General features: G+C 71.4%; 13 protein-coding genes. 5 read left to right on the forward strand and 8 right to left on the reverse strand.

From position 1 onward, the window contains the following. The first annotated feature begins 18 nt into the window (after positions 1 to 18). The gene (locus ACZ7PG_RS28735; protein ID WP_470242152.1) at positions 19 to 879 is read left to right on the forward strand and encodes an ABC transporter ATP-binding protein; all 861 of its coding nucleotides are present in this window, start codon (positions 19 to 21) and stop codon (positions 877 to 879) included. A gap of 64 nt (positions 880 to 943) precedes the next feature. Here ACZ7PG_RS28735 and ACZ7PG_RS28740 read toward each other — a convergent pair whose 3' ends face one another. The 7 genes from ACZ7PG_RS28740 to ACZ7PG_RS28770 all read right to left on the reverse strand — a co-directional run bounded on the left by ACZ7PG_RS28740 (position 944) and on the right by ACZ7PG_RS28770 (position 9,955). Then, entirely contained in the window at positions 944 to 1,408 is a 465-nt protein-coding gene (locus ACZ7PG_RS28740) for a hypothetical protein (protein WP_470242153.1), read from the reverse strand. A 1-nt stretch (position 1,409) separates the two neighbouring features. Further along, positions 1,410 to 2,996: a benzoylformate decarboxylase gene (gene mdlC, locus ACZ7PG_RS28745; RefSeq protein WP_470242154.1), complete on the reverse strand. Its 1,587-nt coding sequence runs from the start codon at positions 2,994 to 2,996 to the stop codon at positions 1,410 to 1,412. 91 nt (positions 2,997 to 3,087) lie between these two features. After that, positions 3,088 to 4,734 (reverse strand): S53 family peptidase, encoded by a 1,647-nt coding sequence (locus ACZ7PG_RS28750; protein ID WP_470242155.1) that lies wholly within the window; start codon positions 4,732 to 4,734, stop codon positions 3,088 to 3,090. Positions 4,735 to 4,901: 167 nt separating this feature from the next. Continuing rightward, positions 4,902 to 5,864 carry a hypothetical protein gene (locus ACZ7PG_RS28755; RefSeq protein ID WP_470242156.1) on the reverse strand — a complete coding sequence of 321 codons (963 nt, stop codon included), beginning with the start codon at positions 5,862 to 5,864 and terminating at the stop codon, positions 4,902 to 4,904. A 44-nt stretch (positions 5,865 to 5,908) separates the two neighbouring features. Next, positions 5,909 to 6,067 (reverse strand): hypothetical protein, encoded by a 159-nt coding sequence (locus tag ACZ7PG_RS28760; protein ID WP_470242157.1) that lies wholly within the window; start codon positions 6,065 to 6,067, stop codon positions 5,909 to 5,911. A 468-nt stretch (positions 6,068 to 6,535) separates the two neighbouring features. After that, complete coding sequence (locus ACZ7PG_RS28765; RefSeq protein ID WP_470242158.1) at positions 6,536 to 7,213, reverse strand: copper homeostasis protein CutC; 678 nt, start codon at positions 7,211 to 7,213, stop codon at positions 6,536 to 6,538. A gap of 12 nt (positions 7,214 to 7,225) precedes the next feature. Further along, on the reverse strand, positions 7,226 to 9,955 hold the full coding sequence (locus tag ACZ7PG_RS28770; protein WP_470242159.1) for a sensor histidine kinase: 2,730 nt from the start codon (positions 9,953 to 9,955) through the stop codon (positions 7,226 to 7,228). A 186-nt stretch (positions 9,956 to 10,141) separates the two neighbouring features. Between ACZ7PG_RS28770 and ACZ7PG_RS28775 the strand changes: the two genes are divergently transcribed. Together ACZ7PG_RS28775 and ACZ7PG_RS28780 are read left to right on the forward strand one after the other, a co-directional pair. Next, positions 10,142 to 11,107: an ABC transporter substrate-binding protein gene (locus ACZ7PG_RS28775; RefSeq protein ID WP_470242160.1), complete on the forward strand. Its 966-nt coding sequence runs from the start codon at positions 10,142 to 10,144 to the stop codon at positions 11,105 to 11,107. 58 nt (positions 11,108 to 11,165) lie between these two features. Beyond that, positions 11,166 to 12,536 (forward strand): FAD-dependent oxidoreductase, encoded by a 1,371-nt coding sequence (locus ACZ7PG_RS28780; protein ID WP_470242161.1) that lies wholly within the window; start codon positions 11,166 to 11,168, stop codon positions 12,534 to 12,536. Here ACZ7PG_RS28780 and ACZ7PG_RS28785 read toward each other — a convergent pair. Beyond that, positions 12,533 to 13,159, reverse strand: a complete 627-nt coding sequence (locus ACZ7PG_RS28785; protein ID WP_470242162.1) for an LppU/SCO3897 family protein — start codon at positions 13,157 to 13,159, stop codon at positions 12,533 to 12,535. The genes ACZ7PG_RS28780 and ACZ7PG_RS28785 overlap by 4 nt on opposite strands. Before the next feature lie 88 nt (positions 13,160 to 13,247). Here ACZ7PG_RS28785 and ACZ7PG_RS28790 point away from each other — a divergent pair, with 88 nt between their 5' ends. Both ACZ7PG_RS28790 and ACZ7PG_RS28795 read left to right on the forward strand, forming a co-directional pair. Beyond that, complete coding sequence (locus tag ACZ7PG_RS28790) at positions 13,248 to 14,894, forward strand: DNA repair helicase XPB (RefSeq protein WP_470242163.1); 1,647 nt, start codon at positions 13,248 to 13,250, stop codon at positions 14,892 to 14,894. Further along, complete coding sequence (locus ACZ7PG_RS28795; RefSeq protein WP_470242164.1) at positions 14,894 to 15,463, forward strand: TIGR03086 family metal-binding protein; 570 nt, start codon at positions 14,894 to 14,896, stop codon at positions 15,461 to 15,463. Before ACZ7PG_RS28790 ends, ACZ7PG_RS28795 begins: the two co-directional genes overlap by 1 nt. Positions 15,464 to 15,480 lie beyond the last annotated feature (17 nt).

Genomic DNA, 15,480 nt, shown 5'->3' on the forward strand with positions numbered 1-15,480 from the left:
GCTGGAAAGGCCTCTCCCATGTCAACCATGCTCGAAGTGTCCGGCCTCAGCCACCGTTACGGCAGCGGCCCCAAGGCGCACACCGCGGTGAACGACCTGTCGTTCACCGTCGAGGCCGGGCAGCTGGCCAGCATCGTCGGCCCGTCGGGCTGCGGGAAGTCGACGCTGCTGCGCTGCGTCGCCGGGCTGACCCCGCCGACCGACGGCACGGTGAGCCTGCACGGCGACCGCGTCTCCGGCGTGCCGGACGACCTCGCCGTCGTGTTCCAGGACTACAGCCGGTCGCTGTTCCCGTGGCTCTCGGTGCAGAAGAACGTCGAGTTCCCGTTGCGCTGGCGGAAGATCTCCCGCGCGGAACGGCGTTCGCGCGCGGCCGAGGCGCTGGAGCAGGTCGGGTTGTCCACGGTGGGCGGGAAGTTCCCGTGGCAGCTGTCGGGCGGCATGCAGCAGCGGGTGTCGATCGCCCGCGCGCTGGCCAGCCGCCCGTCGTTGCTGCTGATGGACGAGCCGTTCGCGTCGGTCGACGCGCAGACCCGGTTCGAGCTCGAAGACCTGACCCGGCGGGTGCAGCGCGAGCAGGGCACCACGATCCTGGTCGTCACGCACGACATCGACGAGAGCGTCTACCTGTCCGACCGGGTGCTGGTGCTGTCGAAGTCGCCGGCATCGATCGTGGCGGACCTTCGCGTCGGACTGCCGTCCGAGCGCAACCAGATCACGACGCGCGAGTCGGCGGAGTTCGTGACGCTACGCGGAGAGGTGGCGCGGCTCCTGCAGGGCGGCACCCCGGCGGACGCGGTCGTGGCCGCGTCGGACGCCGCCGAGTGGGAGCTGGCCGAGCGGGCCAAGACCGGGACGCGGTCGAAGACCGGGAGCTGACCGGTCCACTGTGGACAGATCGAAGGGCCCTTCCTCCCGGATGACGGGAGGAAGGGCCCTTCGGCTAGCGGTCCGCGGAGTCGGGGAAGACGACGTGCCGGTCGGTGTGCCAGTCGAACAGGCGCCACTGCTCGACGTCGCGGCCCGCGCACGCCGGGAAGACCTCGATCACGATGGGGCCGCTGAGCTCGAGCGACAGCATCCCCGCTCGTCCCAGTGCCGCCGACTCGACGAAGCACTCGTGCTCCGTGACCATCCCGGTCAGCTGGCGGGCCTGGCGGTCGTACTTCGTCCGGTACTCGTCGAACGCCGTCTCCGCGTCCCCGGTGTCCCGGTAGCTCATGTCGACCGAGCCGAACAGGATCTGCTCGCGGTACGTCACGCGGAACGGGCACTGCGCGTGGAGGCGCTTTTCGACGTCCTCGCCTCGGAAGCCCACGATGGCGATGTTCACTGTCCGGGAGAACTCGGTGACCCGGCAGCCGATCAGCCGGGTCACCGCCTCTCTCAGCTCTTCGGTTGTCGACAAGTCAGTAGAGCGTCCGGTCCGACGGGGTCACCCGGATGTGCACCAACGTCGGGCGCTTGTCGTCCAGGGCGGCCGTCAGGCCCGGGACCAGGCCGGCCGCCTCGGTGATCGTCACGCTCTGGCAGCCCATGCTCGACGCCAGCGCCGCGAAGTCGATGCCGCCCAGCTCCGTGCCCGGGAGCTTCTCGCCGCCGATCGTCTCGCCGAGAATGCGGACCGCCGCGTACTCGCTGTTGTCCATGATCACGATCGTCAGCGGGAGCTCCTGGCGCGCGGCCGTCCACAGTGCCTGGATGCCGTACATACTGGACCCGTCGCCGACCACGCCGACGACCTTGCGGTCCGGGCAGGCGAGCGCCGCGCCGACCGTGCCCGGGACGCCGTAGCCGAGGGTGCCGCTCGCGATCGTCAGGAACCCCGTGTCGGTCGAGGTGATCGGCAGGTGGTCGTGCAGGATCCCGCGGTGGCTCGGTGCCTCCTCGACGACGATCGCTTTGTCCGGCAACAGGTCCGACAGCGTCGAGTAGACGTACTCGGCGGTCAGCTTCTCGCCGCTGGGCTTCGCGGGCCGCTCGATCGGCGCCGGTGCGGGCCGCGTGCTCTTGCTGACCGCGTTGAGCAGGGCGCGGATGCCGAGCTTCGGCGTCGCCCGGATGCCGGTGCCCTCGAACGCGCGCGCGAGGATCTGCTCGTCGTCGCTGACGATGAACAGCGGCGGCAACGGAGCCGCGTCGCGGCCGCGGTCGACGTGGTAGGTGAAGGCCGGGGCGCCGAGCACGACGACGAGGTCGTGGGCGGCCAGCTTGTCGGAGACGGCGCCGCGTTCGGGGTCGAGGAAACCCTGGAACAGCCGGTGGTTCTCCGGGAACGAGCAGCGGAACGACATCGGCGCGGCGTACACGCCGGCGTTGAGGCGCTCGGCCAGCGCGACGGTCTCCACGACGGCACCGTCCTGGTCGACGGCTCCCCCGACGACGATCGCCGGCCGTTCGGCGGCCTCGAGCGCGGCGGCGAGCTCGTCGATCGCTTCGGGATCCGCTGCGTAGCCGCGGATGCGGGGCCGGGAGATGTGGGGACGCTCGGTGGTGACGGTCCAGTCGTCGGCCGGGACGGACACGAACACCGGCCCGGACGGCGCCTGCGTCGCGACGTGATAAGCCCGCGACAGCGCGGCCGGGACGTCTTCGGCGGTGGCCGGTTCGATGGACCACTTCACGTACGGCTTGGGGAACTCCGGCGCGTCCATCGCCCCCAGGAAGGGATCGTGCGGCAGGAGCGCGCGGTTCTGCTGCCCGGCGAGGATGATCAGCGGCGTCCGGTTGCGGTAGGCGGTGAAGAGGCTGCCGAGCCCGTGCCCGACCCCGCCCGCGGAGTGCAGGTTGACCAGCACGGCCTGACGCGTCGCCTGGGCGTAGGCGTCGGCCATCGCCACGACGGAGGACTCCTGCAGGCCGAGGATGTAGTAGAAGTCGTCCGGCCAGTCGGTGAGGAAGGGGACCTCGGTGGTGCCGGGGTTGCCGAACACCGTGGTGAGGCCGAGTTCGCGGAGGAGGTCGCGGCTGGCGTCCAGGACCGTGCGCTTGTTCATCCGCTCAGCCTAATGCTTAGTCTTGCGAAGGAAAGCCCCCAAAGGGCCGCCGGAACCGTGACGAGCACGGCACCGGCGGCCCCGGGAGAACTCAGCCGATCAGGCCGGACAAGCCGCTCCCCTTGAAGGAGCCCCAGCCCGTCACCTGGTCGTACCCGGTCCCGGCGGTGAAACCGGTCGTCCCGTGCAGGGTGTTGTTGCCCGTCGTCACGTCGTGGAAGCCCGTGCCGTACGAGGACCCGTTGCCGATCGAGTAGAACTTCGGGTTCAGGTTGCCCAGGCCGCCGCCGTGGACCTGGTTCTGCAGCGTCGCGAACGCCGCCCACAGCGGGGCCGCACCCGACGTGCCCCACACCGTCTCCCACGAACCGGCCGTGTAGATGTAGTAGCCCGAGCCGCTCGCCGCGTCGGCCGAGACGTCCGGGACCTTGCGGTAGGTCGTGCTCTGCGAGGACTGCCACGACGGCGCCGTGAACACCGTCGAGATGCCGCCGCCCGTCGAGCCGTTGGACGCGCCGTCGTTCCACGCCTTCTCGCTGCTGTACGCGTTCGCCGACGTCACCGTCAGCTGCGTGCCGCCGACGCCCGTCACGTTCGGGCTGGACGCCGGGAAGTCCACGGCCTTCGCCGTCGAACCCGTCTGGCGGTAGCAGTCGGTCGTGCCGTCGTCGCCCGCCGCCGCGAAGTACGAGATGCCCTCCGCGGTGCCGGTCGCGATCGCGTTGCTGACGCTCTTCGCCGCGCTCGATCCTTCCGCGGATTCGCAAGCGCCCCAAGAGATCGAGACGACGTTGACCGTGTGGTCCGACGCGATCTTCTGGTACATCGCCAGCTCGCCGGCGTTGCTGTTCGGCGCCTCGTAGACGTAGTCGTTCGCCGCGGCCGCCAGCGCGTGCACGACCTCGATGTCGAGCTCGACCTCGATCTGGCCGTCGCCCGGCGACGAGTCGTAGTTCGCGCCGCTGACCGGGACCGTGGTCACCGAGCCCGCCGAGAGGCCGTACGTGCTGTCGTACTTGGTGATGTTGGACTTCTGGTAGCCGTCGAACTCGACGAAGCCGACCTTCACGCCGCTGCCGGTCGCCGAGAGACCGCTGGTGCCGTAAGCGGTCTTGAGGACCGGTGGGGTCACCGCCTTGACGACGTTGGGCTTCGCGACGGCCTGCGCGTGCGTCCGCAGCGCGTGGTTGTCGAGGCCGACGACGTTGCCGACGACGCTCGAGACGTCCGCCGGCACGGTCGGCGCGGCGTCGTTGGCGAAGAAGTCCCGGCCGGACGACTGGTCGTGGTAGGTCCCGATCCGGGTGTGGAACGCCGATTCGAGCTGCGCGGCCGAGCCGGTGAACGTGATGGCCTGACGGTTTCCGGAAACCTCGATCCCGGTGACGCCCGATTTCTCGAGGAATGAGACGGCCTTGCCGACGTCGGCCTGGGTCGGACCGTACTGCGCATTGAACTGTTCAGGCGTCAGAAAGCGGTGGTATTGCGGAGAAGCGGGGTTCTGCACGTCGGCGAGGAACTTTTCCAGCGCCTGCTGGTTGTGCAGTTTAAGGGAGAGGGCCGCGGTGATCCGCTGCCCGCCCGCGACGTCGCCGGTGCGGGCGCTGCTGACGAGTGGAGCGGCACTGTCGGCCAGGGTGACCAGGGGTTCCGTCGCCGCGGCGGCGGGGACGACCACGGCGAGGCCGAGCAACGCCGGCAGCGGCACGGCGGCCGCGACGAGCTTGCGCAAGCGCATGGGAGGATTTCCTCTCGGCGGTGGGGACCGGGCCTGCGCGGAATGGTCGCCGCAGGTTGCCGAGAAGCATAAGAAGCCGCCGACGCGCCGAGGAACCTACTTTTGTCTACCCTTTCGCGGTTCCCATTTTCATTTTCCGGGTGGTTTACCTCGCCATGGACATTCGATTATCGTCCGGAATGCCCGAGATCGTCGATCCGGTCGACGATCTCCCTTGCGTCCGCATTGCCGGAAAACCGGCCGGCCGCCGCCGACAGCGAGTGCAGCCGCTGCCGCGTCCGCGGTGACCGCAGCGCGACCGCCAGCCGGATCGCCTCCTCGCCGACGGCCGCGGCGACGTCGAGGTCGCCGTCCAGCGCGTGCACGGTGGCGAGCCAGATCAACGTGAGCGAGCGGCTGCGCGTCATGCCCCCGCCGTACCCGGCGATCGCGTCGGTGAGCGCGGGGATGCCGTCGCGGCCGTGCCGGATGTCGACCATCTGCGCCAGCTCGCCGTGCACCGTGCCGACCATCGCCGCCATGTCGGTGGGCCCGAAGAACGCGTCCCACGGTGAGGGGTCGCGCCCCTCGGCCTCCGCGAACTCCCGGCGGGCGCGCCGCAGGTAGGTCAGCGCCTCGGTGACGTCGGCCTTCTTGGCGTGCGCCCACGCCTGGTTGGCCGACAGGAGCGCCTGCGCGAGCTTGGAGTGCGCCAGCAACGCCGCCTCCCGGCCCAGCGCGAACTCCGCCAGCGCGGCGTCGACGGCGCCGTAGTGCAGGTGCAGCCGCCCGGTGCGGTACCGGATGTTGGCCTGGAGGTCGTCGTTCCCGGCTTCGACGGCCAGCTCCAGCGCCCGCTTGAACGCGGCCAGCGCGGCGGCGGGGCGGTCCTGGTCGAAGTTCGTCCAGCCGGCCAGGTTGTACAGGTCCGCGACGGCGGTGCAGAGCCTCCCCAGCACGACGGTCTTGGTCACGCCTTCCAGCAGCGCGACGGCCGCGGGCAGCCGCGACTCGACCGCCACCCGGCAGGCACCGCCGCCGTAGCGGTAGTCCAGGCCCCTGAGCTCGGCGACGACGTCCTCGAGCCGCCGCACGTCGGCGAGACCCACGCGTGCGCCACGCCGGTCATCCCGCCCTGCACTGCCGTCCATGGCAGCCCTCCGTCCGTAGAGGGCCGCTGATGGGCGACCCCCGTTCATTCCCCGCCGGGCCAGGCCGGAGCCTGCTCCTTCGAAGGACTGGCGCCGGGCAGCACCCCGGCGGCGGTCAGCACCACTCCCGTGGCGGTTTCCGCGATCTTGACGGCGGCCAGCAGGCCCGTGAGGGCGAGCGAGCCGCCGAGCCCCAGTTTCACGAACTCGTCTTCGGAGGGTCCGGTTCCGCGTTGACGCGGTAGCGCGCCGGTCACGATCCGGCCTTCCGGCTCGGTCCGGACACAGTCGGGCGACAGCCGCGGAGAATCAACCGCTGCCGCGCGACAGAAATCCACCGCATGGTCGAAGTCCTGGTTTCCTGCTGTCCACGCCACGAGTTCTCGAACTGAATACGCGCGCACACGGCGCCGCCTCCCGCACTGCAGATCGATTCCTGATGATCGCCCGGATCGTGAAATGCCGGACCACCGTAGCCAGCCGATCGCCCCGAAATCAGCCACCAACCAGGTCATATCCCGAAATGCGCGTGCAGCCGCACGCGCGGCGCCGGCTCGGCTCCTGCACGAGCCGAATGCAATTTCACCGTAAAGGAGGTGATTACCCGCACCCGAAAACATCGGCGGAAATCGTTTTATCCCGCCGATGTTCCGAGGAATTCCGGAAGTCGATCAGGATTTCACGAGTTCGACCCAGGTGCGCACCGATTCGGCGTCCACGGGAGCCTGCCAGCCGCCGGGCCGGACCGCACTCCCGACATGGAACCCGCGTACCCCGCCCGCGCGCAAGAGGTGCACCTGCTGCGCGCGCAGGCCGCCGCCGACGAGCAGGTCCGGTCCGCTGTCGCGCTGCGCGAGCCGCTGCAGCACGGAAAGCCCACTGCCTACCCCGTTCGGGTGCCCGGCCGCGAGGACCGTGTCACAGCCCAGCTCGGCCAGCTGGTCGTAGGCGCGCAACGGGTCCCGCGTGCGGTCGATGGCGCGGTGGAACGTCCACGGCAGACCGTCGACCTCCTTGATGAGCGCCTCACAGGCGTCCAGGTCGATCTCGCTGTCGATGTTGAGGAACCCGAAGACGAACTCGCGCGCACCCGCGTCGATCAGCCGGGCGGTGTCGGCACGCAGCCCCTCGAGGTCGCCGATGGCGAACGAACCGTTGTCCCGCAGCATGACCCGCACCGGGAGGTCGGTCGCCGAAAGCACGTCACGCAGCGTCTCGATCGACGGCGTCAGGCCGTCCTGAGCCATGTCCGTCACCAGTTCGAGGCGGTCGGCCCCGCCCGCCTGCGCGCCTTCGGCGTCCGCCGCGTCCAGCGCGATCACTTCCAGCAGGGGCGTCTTCGAGCTCATGCCTCATCCGTTTCACTGGTTCCGGGTGTCGTCTCCCCTCGCGTGCCGCCCTCGCCGGAAGCCGCCTTGAAGGCTCGTCATCCGCTCGCGCACCGCTTCCGGGGAAAGAGAGAGTATCGGCCGCTGCTCCGGCACCGCTCCGGGGCTCGCCGCCGAATCGGCGGCCTTCAGGAACGGCCAGGTGTCCTCGGCGCCGTCCTCCTGCTCCAGCTCGGCCGGTGTGGGCCACTCGTAGTCGGGTTCGATCGCGGCCGGCGGCGCGACGGGCGTCAGCCGCGGCTCGGTGTCCTCGTCGTCCGGGTTCGGCTCGGGCGCCGGCAGCGGGGGCGGCGGCGGAGGCGGGGGTGGTGGCGGCGGTGGCGGGCCCGCGGACAGCGCGTGCCGCGGCTCGGGCTGGACGGGCCGGGGTTCCTGCGCCACCGGGAGCGGTTCCACCGGCCGCCGCGGCGTCTCGGGTGCGGCCGCCCCGGGCGCCGCGGACGCGTCGAACCAGCGCGACAGGACGTCGCGGTAGGCCGGCATCCGCTCGGTCGGGGCGTCGAGGTCCAGGTGCGAGTCGTCGTCCGTGGTCGGCCACTCCGGGCTGTGGTCCCGGGCCACCACCGGGGCGCGGCGAGGCGGGCCCGCCTCGATCGACGGCGGCGTCAGCTCTTCCGGCTCCGGCTCGGGCTCGGGTTCCGGCGGCGTGAGCGGGGCCAGCGGGGCCAGCAGCTCCGGCTCGGGGGCCGCGGCGGGCTCGGCGGAGGGCGGCGGCGGCCCCGGCATCGGCGGCAGCTCGACGATCAGGCCGGCCGGCACCAGCACGGTCGCGATCAGCCCGCCGTCCCGGCCCGCGCTCAGGCTGACGTCGATGCGGTGGCGTGTGGCCAGCGTCGCGACCACGAACAGGCCCATCCGGCGGGACACCTCGACGTCGACGTCCGGCGGGTTCGCCAGCCGCGCGTTGGTGCGGTCGATCTCGGCCTGCGGCATGCCGGCGCCGTGGTCGATGATCTCGATCTGCCAGTCACCGTCGTGGGTTTCGGCGCTCGCGACGGTGACGGTCGTGTTGCCGGAGTAGCGCGTCGCGTTCTCCAGCAGCTCCGAGACGACGTGCACGAGGTCGTTGACGGCCTCGCCGCGGACCGCGACCTGCGGCGCCGGGCCGAGCTCGATGCGCTGGTAGTGCTCGACCTCCGAGAGCGCGGCGCCGACGATCTCGTCGGCCGCGACCGCGCCGGCGTCCTCGCGCGCCGAGTCCTGTCCGGACAGGACCAGCAGGTTTTCGCTGTTGCGCCGCATCCGCGTCGCCAGGTGGTCGAGCTCGAAGAGCCCGGCGAGGGTGTCCGGGTCCTGCTCGTCGGCCTCCATCCGGTCGAGCACCGACAGCTGCCGCTCGACCAGGTCCTGGCTGCGCTGCGAGAGGTTGACGAACATCGCGTTGACGTTCTCGCGCAGCATCGCCTGCTCGCCCGCCAGCCGGACGGCTTCCCCGTGCACCGCGTCGAACGCGCGCGCCACCTGGCCGAGCTCTTCGCGCGTGAACACCGGGACCGGGGCGACGGCGAGCCGTTTCCGCAGGTTCTCCGGCGCGGGCTCGGGGTCGGTGAGCAAGTTCTGCACGGCCGCGGGCAGCCGGTGCTCGGCGACTTCGAGTGCGGTCCGGCGCAGGATCCGCAAGGGGCGCAACAGGGACCGCGCGATGACGACCGACAGCACGCCCGCGACGAGCAGGACGCCGAGCACGACGCCGCCGTCCCAGATCGCGGCCGCGCGGGCCTGCGCCGCCAGGGCATCCGTGCGTTGCTGCAACTGGACCAGCAGCGCCTGCTGCACCTGGTGGGCGAGGTTCACCGTGTGCGTCGCCGAGACGTCCCACTGGTTCGCGTCGAGGCCGTTGAGGTTCTGGCCGTTCTCGGTGCGGGTGAGCGCGGACTCCACCATGTCGTTGCCGATGTCGACGACCAGGCCGATCACCGTGTCGTCGAACATCCGCTGCTGCTCGGGCGTCGCGAAGGTGCGGTAGTCGTTGCGCGCGGCGGCGAGCTCGGCTTCGGCACCGAGCAGCGCGCGCGTGCGGTCGCGGTTGAGGCTGCCCGCGGCGAGCGCCTCGGCCAGCACCGCGCGCTTGACCGACATCTGGTCCTTGATCCGGGCCAGCGCGTTGCCGGCCAGGCGCAGCCGCGCGAGCTCCGGGTCCGAGACGTCGGCGGCGGCCGAGTCGCTGATGTCGAGCAGACCGGAGATCAGCTCGCTGTAGGAGCGCAGCACGGCGTCGGCCGGGAACGCCGAGTGCTCCGCGGAGAAGCGAAGACCGCCGAGGACGCGCAACCTGTCATCGGTCTGTTGCAGGCTTTCCGCCGCCTTGGCGTCGAGCCGGGGTTTACTGTCGGCGAGGGTCCGTTCGAACGTGCCGATCGCCTGGTCGACGCGTTTGCGCTGACCGGTGAGGTCGGCGGTGTCGCCCTGGCGGTCCTGGGCGACGAACCGGACGGTGAGGTCGCGTTCGCGCTGCAGCTCGTGCAGGGCTTCGGCGACCGTGCTGTCCACGCGGCCGCGGGTGGCGAACTCCGCGAGCTGCCGGGCGTCGCGCAGGTCCGAGCTGATCCGCAGGCCGACGAGGGCGATCACCGCGAGCGCGGGGATGAGGAGGACGGCGAAGAGCTTCGTGCCGAGACGCCAGTTCCGGAGCCGCCACCGGCCACCGGCCGGACGTGGATCCGCCGCGTCGCCCTTGGGGGGACGCTGATCGCGACGGGTCACCTGGTTTCCTCTTCCACCGCGGGCGGGAACCCGCGTACCTGACGACACTCGAACCTACTGAACGGTAGCCCGCTCGATGAAGATCCGAAAGCCGCGCTGGCGCGATACGGCCCTGCCCGCGATCGTATGGGGCGCGGACCATACGATCCAGCACGAGAACCAGATTCTCGCGGTAGGTGAAGGTTCATGATCAGACGCGGACGGACGATTCCGCTGGTAGCGGCGCTTCTGGCGACCGCGGGGTGCAGCGTGTTCTCTTCCGGCGCGACCGCCACTCCGCCGCCATTGGAACGGACCACCCTGCGCGTGGGTGTGGGCAACGCCATCGACACGGCCCCGCTTCGGATCGCCGTCGCGGCCGGGAAGTTCGGCGCCACGGGCCTGAACGTGCAGCTCGTCGAGCTCGGCGGCGAAGACGGACTGGCCAAGGTCACCGCCGGTGACCTCGACGTCACCTTCACCTCCGACGTCGCGATGTTCCGCGCGGCGGCCGGCGGGACGACCCTGCAACTGCAGGGCGAGGCGTACACGTCCGGCCCCAACACGATGGCGCTGGTCACCCTGCCCGGCTCCGACTACACCGTGCCGACGTCGAAGAAGGCGCCCGAGATCGCGGTGAACATGCTCGACGACGTCGGCGCGCTGGCCGCCCGCTCGGTGCTCGGCACGGCGGGCGTCGACGTGGCGAAGATCAAGTTCAAGCAGGTGACGTTCGACGGGATGCCGCAGTCCCTGCAGGCGGGCGACGTCGACGCGGCCCTGATGATCGAGCCGTACATCACCCGCGCCGAGAAGGACCTCGGCGCCCACATCCTCGCCGACGGCGCCCGCGGCGCGACGCTCGACTTCCCGCTGTCGGCGTACGCGTCGGCCAAGCCGTTCGCCCAGGCCAACCCCCGGACACTGGCGGCATTCCGCACAGGACTGGGAGCGGCCCAGCAGAGCGCGACCGACCCGGCCATCGTCCGCGACGCCCTCCCGAAGTTCTCGGACATCGACACGACCACAGCAGCCCTGATCTCCCTCGGCTCGTACCCGGCGTCGCTCAACGGAATCCGCCTGCAGCGCGTCGCGGACCTGATGCACAACTCGGGCCAGCTCGCGGACCGCCTCGACGTCCAGTCGCTGCTCCCCGACCAGAACAGTTATTAGCTGTCACCAAACTTGCACTTGGTCTACTTTTGCACTCAGTCTACTTGAGGAGTGCGTGATGACCGACGTCCTGATCGCCGGAGCCGGCCCGACCGGACTGATGCTCGCCGCCGAACTCGCCCTCTCCAGCGTCGACGTGACCGTCCTCGAACGCCGCGAGGGCCCTGGCCTGCCGCGGCCCGTCGGCCTCCAGCCCCGCACCGCGGAACTGCTCGACCTGCGCGGCCTGGACACCGGCCCGGAGCTCGACGGCCCCAGCGGGCACTTCGCCGGTCTGCCGGTCGCGCTCGACCACAGCGTCTGGCGGACCCGACACCCCCGGGTCCTCAACCGCACGCAGGACGACGTCGAGGCGATGCTGGCCGAACACGCCGTGAAGCACGGTGCCGTCATCGAGCGCAGCCACGAGGTGACCACCGTCGACACCGACGCGGACGGCGTCACCGTCGATGGCCGCCGGGCCCGCTGGCTGGTGGCCTGCGACGGCGCGCACAGCACCGTCCGGCGGCTGCTCGGGGTGCCGTTCCCCGGCCGCACCGAGACCTACGTCGCCACGCTCGCCCACATCCGGCTCGCCGCCGCGTCCGAGCTCGTCCCGGCTCGCGCCGCGCACTTCAGCCAGGTGACGCGGCAGGCGAACGGCCACTGGTCGATGCTCACCCCGCTCGGCGACGGCGCTCACCGCTTCGTGTTCGGCTCTACGACGAAGCAGCCAGGCCGCGACGCGCCGGTGTCGGACGCCGAAGTGACCGAAGCGCTGACAGCCCTGTACGGCGCCGAGACGCGCTTGGGCGAGGTGTACGGCGCTTCGCGCTTCAACGACGCGACGCGGCAGCTGGAGCGCTACCGGCACGGCCGGGTCCTGTTCGCCGGCGACGCCGCGCACATCCACCCGCCGCTCGGCGGCCAGGGGCTCAACCTCGGCGTCCAGGACGCGATGAACCTCGGCTGGAAGCTGGCCGCGACGGTCCGCGGCACGGCACCGTCCGGGCTGCTCGACAGCTACCACGACGAACGCCACCCGGCCGCGGCGCGCGTCCTGCGGCACACGGCGGCTCAGCGCGTCTTCACGACGCCTGACCGCGACGAGAACGTCGAGGCGCTGCGCGAGATCGTCGTGGACCTCATGCGGACGCCGGACGGCAACCGCTACTTCAGCGGGCTGCTCTCCGGGCTGGGCCACCCGGACCGCGTCCCCGACCTCGACCTGACGACGGCGGACGGCCCGACGCGGCTTTCGGCGCTGCTGCACGACGGCCGCGGGCTGCTCCTCGACCTCGGCGACCACGCCACGCCGCCCGGCTTCCGCGGGCAGGTCGACGTCGTCCGCGCGGCCACCTCCGACGACGAGTACCGCGGCCGGCTCCTGCTGATCCGCCCCGACGGCTACGCCACCGACCCCGCCGACCTGGTCCGCTGGTTCGGCTAGATGTTCTCGCCCGGCGGCGCCAGGCACACGGTCCGGCGCGGCGGGCCCGGGTAGCTCAGCACCTGGTCGGCGTCCGGGCAGCTCTCCTCGCCGCGGTAGCCGGTGATGACCTCGGCGCGTTCCTTGGCCGCCGGGTCGTTGCAGCTCACCTTGCCGATCGTGGCCTGGTCGTCGACGTCGCGCAGGCACTCGCCGGTGCTGACGTTCAGCGCCAGGCAGAGCGTGCGCCGGGCGGTCGCGGCGGTCCCGGTGATCTGGAACCGCACGTAGTCGCCGGAGCCGCAGCGGAACGTCCCGGTGTAGCTGTCGTCGACCTTGTAGGTCGCGCTGTCCGTCCCGCAGCCGACGCGGTGGTAGGCGAGCGAGCCGCCGGTCTCGCGGGTCAGGTACAGGCAGTCGCCCTCGCCCGGCGGGCCGCTGCGGTCGGCCCAGTAGATGGTCATCGCGCCCAGCGAACCCAGGGCCAGCGCCAGGACGACGCACGCGGCGAGCGTGATCTTCACCTTCGTCGTGAACCAGTGCGGGATCGGCTGCCGGCCGGGCACCGGCGGCGGCATCGGCGGGGGCGCCGTCGCGTGGTCCGGCGACCGGAACGGGTTGTCGTCGAACGGTGGTGTGGTCAACGTGCCCTCCAGTGATCCCCTCGGCAAATCGTCCCACCGGCGACCCGCGACGGGAGCGGGCCGGAGCGAGCCACGTATAACAGTAGTTGTGACTGATGGCCCGCTGATCGTCCAGTCCGACAAGACCGTGCTCCTGGAGGTCGACCACCCCCAGGCCGGTGACGCGCGCGTCGCGATCGCGCCGTTCGCCGAGCTCGAACGCGCCCCGGAGCACGTCCACACCTACCGCATCACCCCCCTGGCCTTGTGGAACGCGCGTGCCGCCGGCCACGACGCCGAGCAGGTCGTCGACGCGCTGACGACGTACTCGCGCTTCCCGGTGCCGCAGCCACTGCTGATCGACGTCGTCGACGTGATGGGCCGGTTCGGCCGGCTGCAGATCGCCAACCACCCGGCGCACGGCCTCGTCATGTCGACCACCGACCGCGCGGTGCTGACCGAGGTCTCCCGCAACAAGAAGATCAGCCCGATGCTCGGCGCCCGGATCGACGACGACACGGTCATCGTGCACCCGTCCGAGCGCGGGCGGCTGAAGCAGGCGCTGCTGAAGGTCGGCTGGCCGGCCGAGGACCTCGCCGGGTACGTCGACGGTGAGGCGCACCCGATCGCGCTCGACGAGAAGGACTGGCACCTGCGCGACTACCAGCGGATGGCCGCGGACGCGTTCTGGGCGGGCGGGTCCGGTGTCATCGTGCTGCCGTGCGGCGCGGGCAAGACGCTGGTCGGCGCGGCGGCGATGGCGAAGGCGCAGGCCACGACGCTGATCCTGGTGACGAATACGGTCGCCGGGCGGCAGTGGAAGCGCGAACTGATCGCGCGGACGTCGCTGACCGAAGAGGAGATCGGCGAGTACTCCGGCGAGAAGAAGGAAGTCCGGCCGGTCACCATCGCGACGTACCAGGTGGTCACCCGCAAGACCAAGGGCGAGTACCGGCACCTGGAGCTGTTCGACTCGCGCGACTGGGGCCTGGTCGTCTACGACGAGGTCCACCTGCTGCCGGCGCCGGTGTTCCGGATGACGGCGGACCTGCAGTCCCGCCGTCGCCTCGGCCTGACCGCGACGCTGGTGCGCGAGGACGGCCGCGAGGGCGACGTCTTCTCGCTGATCGGGCCGAAGCGCTACGACGTGCCGTGGCGCGACATCGAGGCGCAGGGCTGGATCGCGCCGGCGGAGTGCACCGAGGTCCGCGTGACGCTGACCGACGCGGAGCGCCTGGGGTACGCCACGGCCGAGGCCGACGAGCGGTACAAGCTGGCGGCGACGGCGCAGACGAAGACCCCGGTGATCAAGTCCATCGTGGAGAAGCACGCCGGCGAGCCGACGCTGGTGATCGGCGCGTACCTCGACCAGCTGGAGATGCTCGGCGACGAGCTCGACGCCCCGGTGATCCAGGGCGCGACCCGCAACAAGGAGCGCGAGGAGCTGTTCGACAAGTTCCGGCGGGGCGAGATCAAGACGCTGGTGGTGTCGAAGGTCGCGAACTTCTCGATCGACCTGCCCGAGGCGTCGGTGGCGATCCAGATCTCCGGGACGTTCGGTTCCCGCCAGGAGGAGGCCCAGCGCCTCGGCCGGCTCCTGCGGCCGAAGGGTGACGGCCGCCAGGCGCACTTCTACTCGATCGTCTCGCGCGACACGGTCGACACGGAGTACGCGGCGCACCGCCAGCGGTTCCTCGCGGAGCAGGGGTACGCGTACCACATCGTCGACGCGGACGACCTGCTCCGGCCGCTCTGATGGCCCTGCTCGACGACCTCGCGCTGGCGTCCACCGCCACGGGTGCGCTGCTCGACCGGGTCGAGCCCGGGCAGTGGACGGCGCCGACCCCGTGCGACGAGTGGACCGTGCGGGACCTGACGGGCCACCTGGTCGGCATGGACCTCGTGCTCACCGCGATGTTCGCCGAGCAGCCGCCGCCCTCCCGCGACGTCGACCACCTCGGCGCCGACCCGGCCGGGGCGTTCCGCCGGTCGTCCGCGGCGCTGCTGGCCGCCGCTTCGGTGCCGGACGTCCTCGACCGCGTCCAGACGACGCCGGTGGGCACCACGACCGGTGGGGAACGGGTCCGGTGGCGGATCGCCGACCTGCTCACCCACTGCTGGGACCTCGTGCAGGCCACGGGATCGGCGGCGGACGTGCCGGCGGACCTGGCCGAGCGGACGCTTTCGTTCACCCGGGCCCAGCTGCCCGCGCAGCAGCGGGGCAGCCGGTTCGCCGAACCGCGGCCGGTGGCGGAGCACGCGCCGGTCCTCGACCGGCTGGCGGCCTTCACCGGCCGCGCCGTCCCGTGGCACCCGGCGCCCTGATCCCGACACGGCAGTGC

Source organism: Amycolatopsis sp. NPDC114504, from assembly GCF_055633595.1.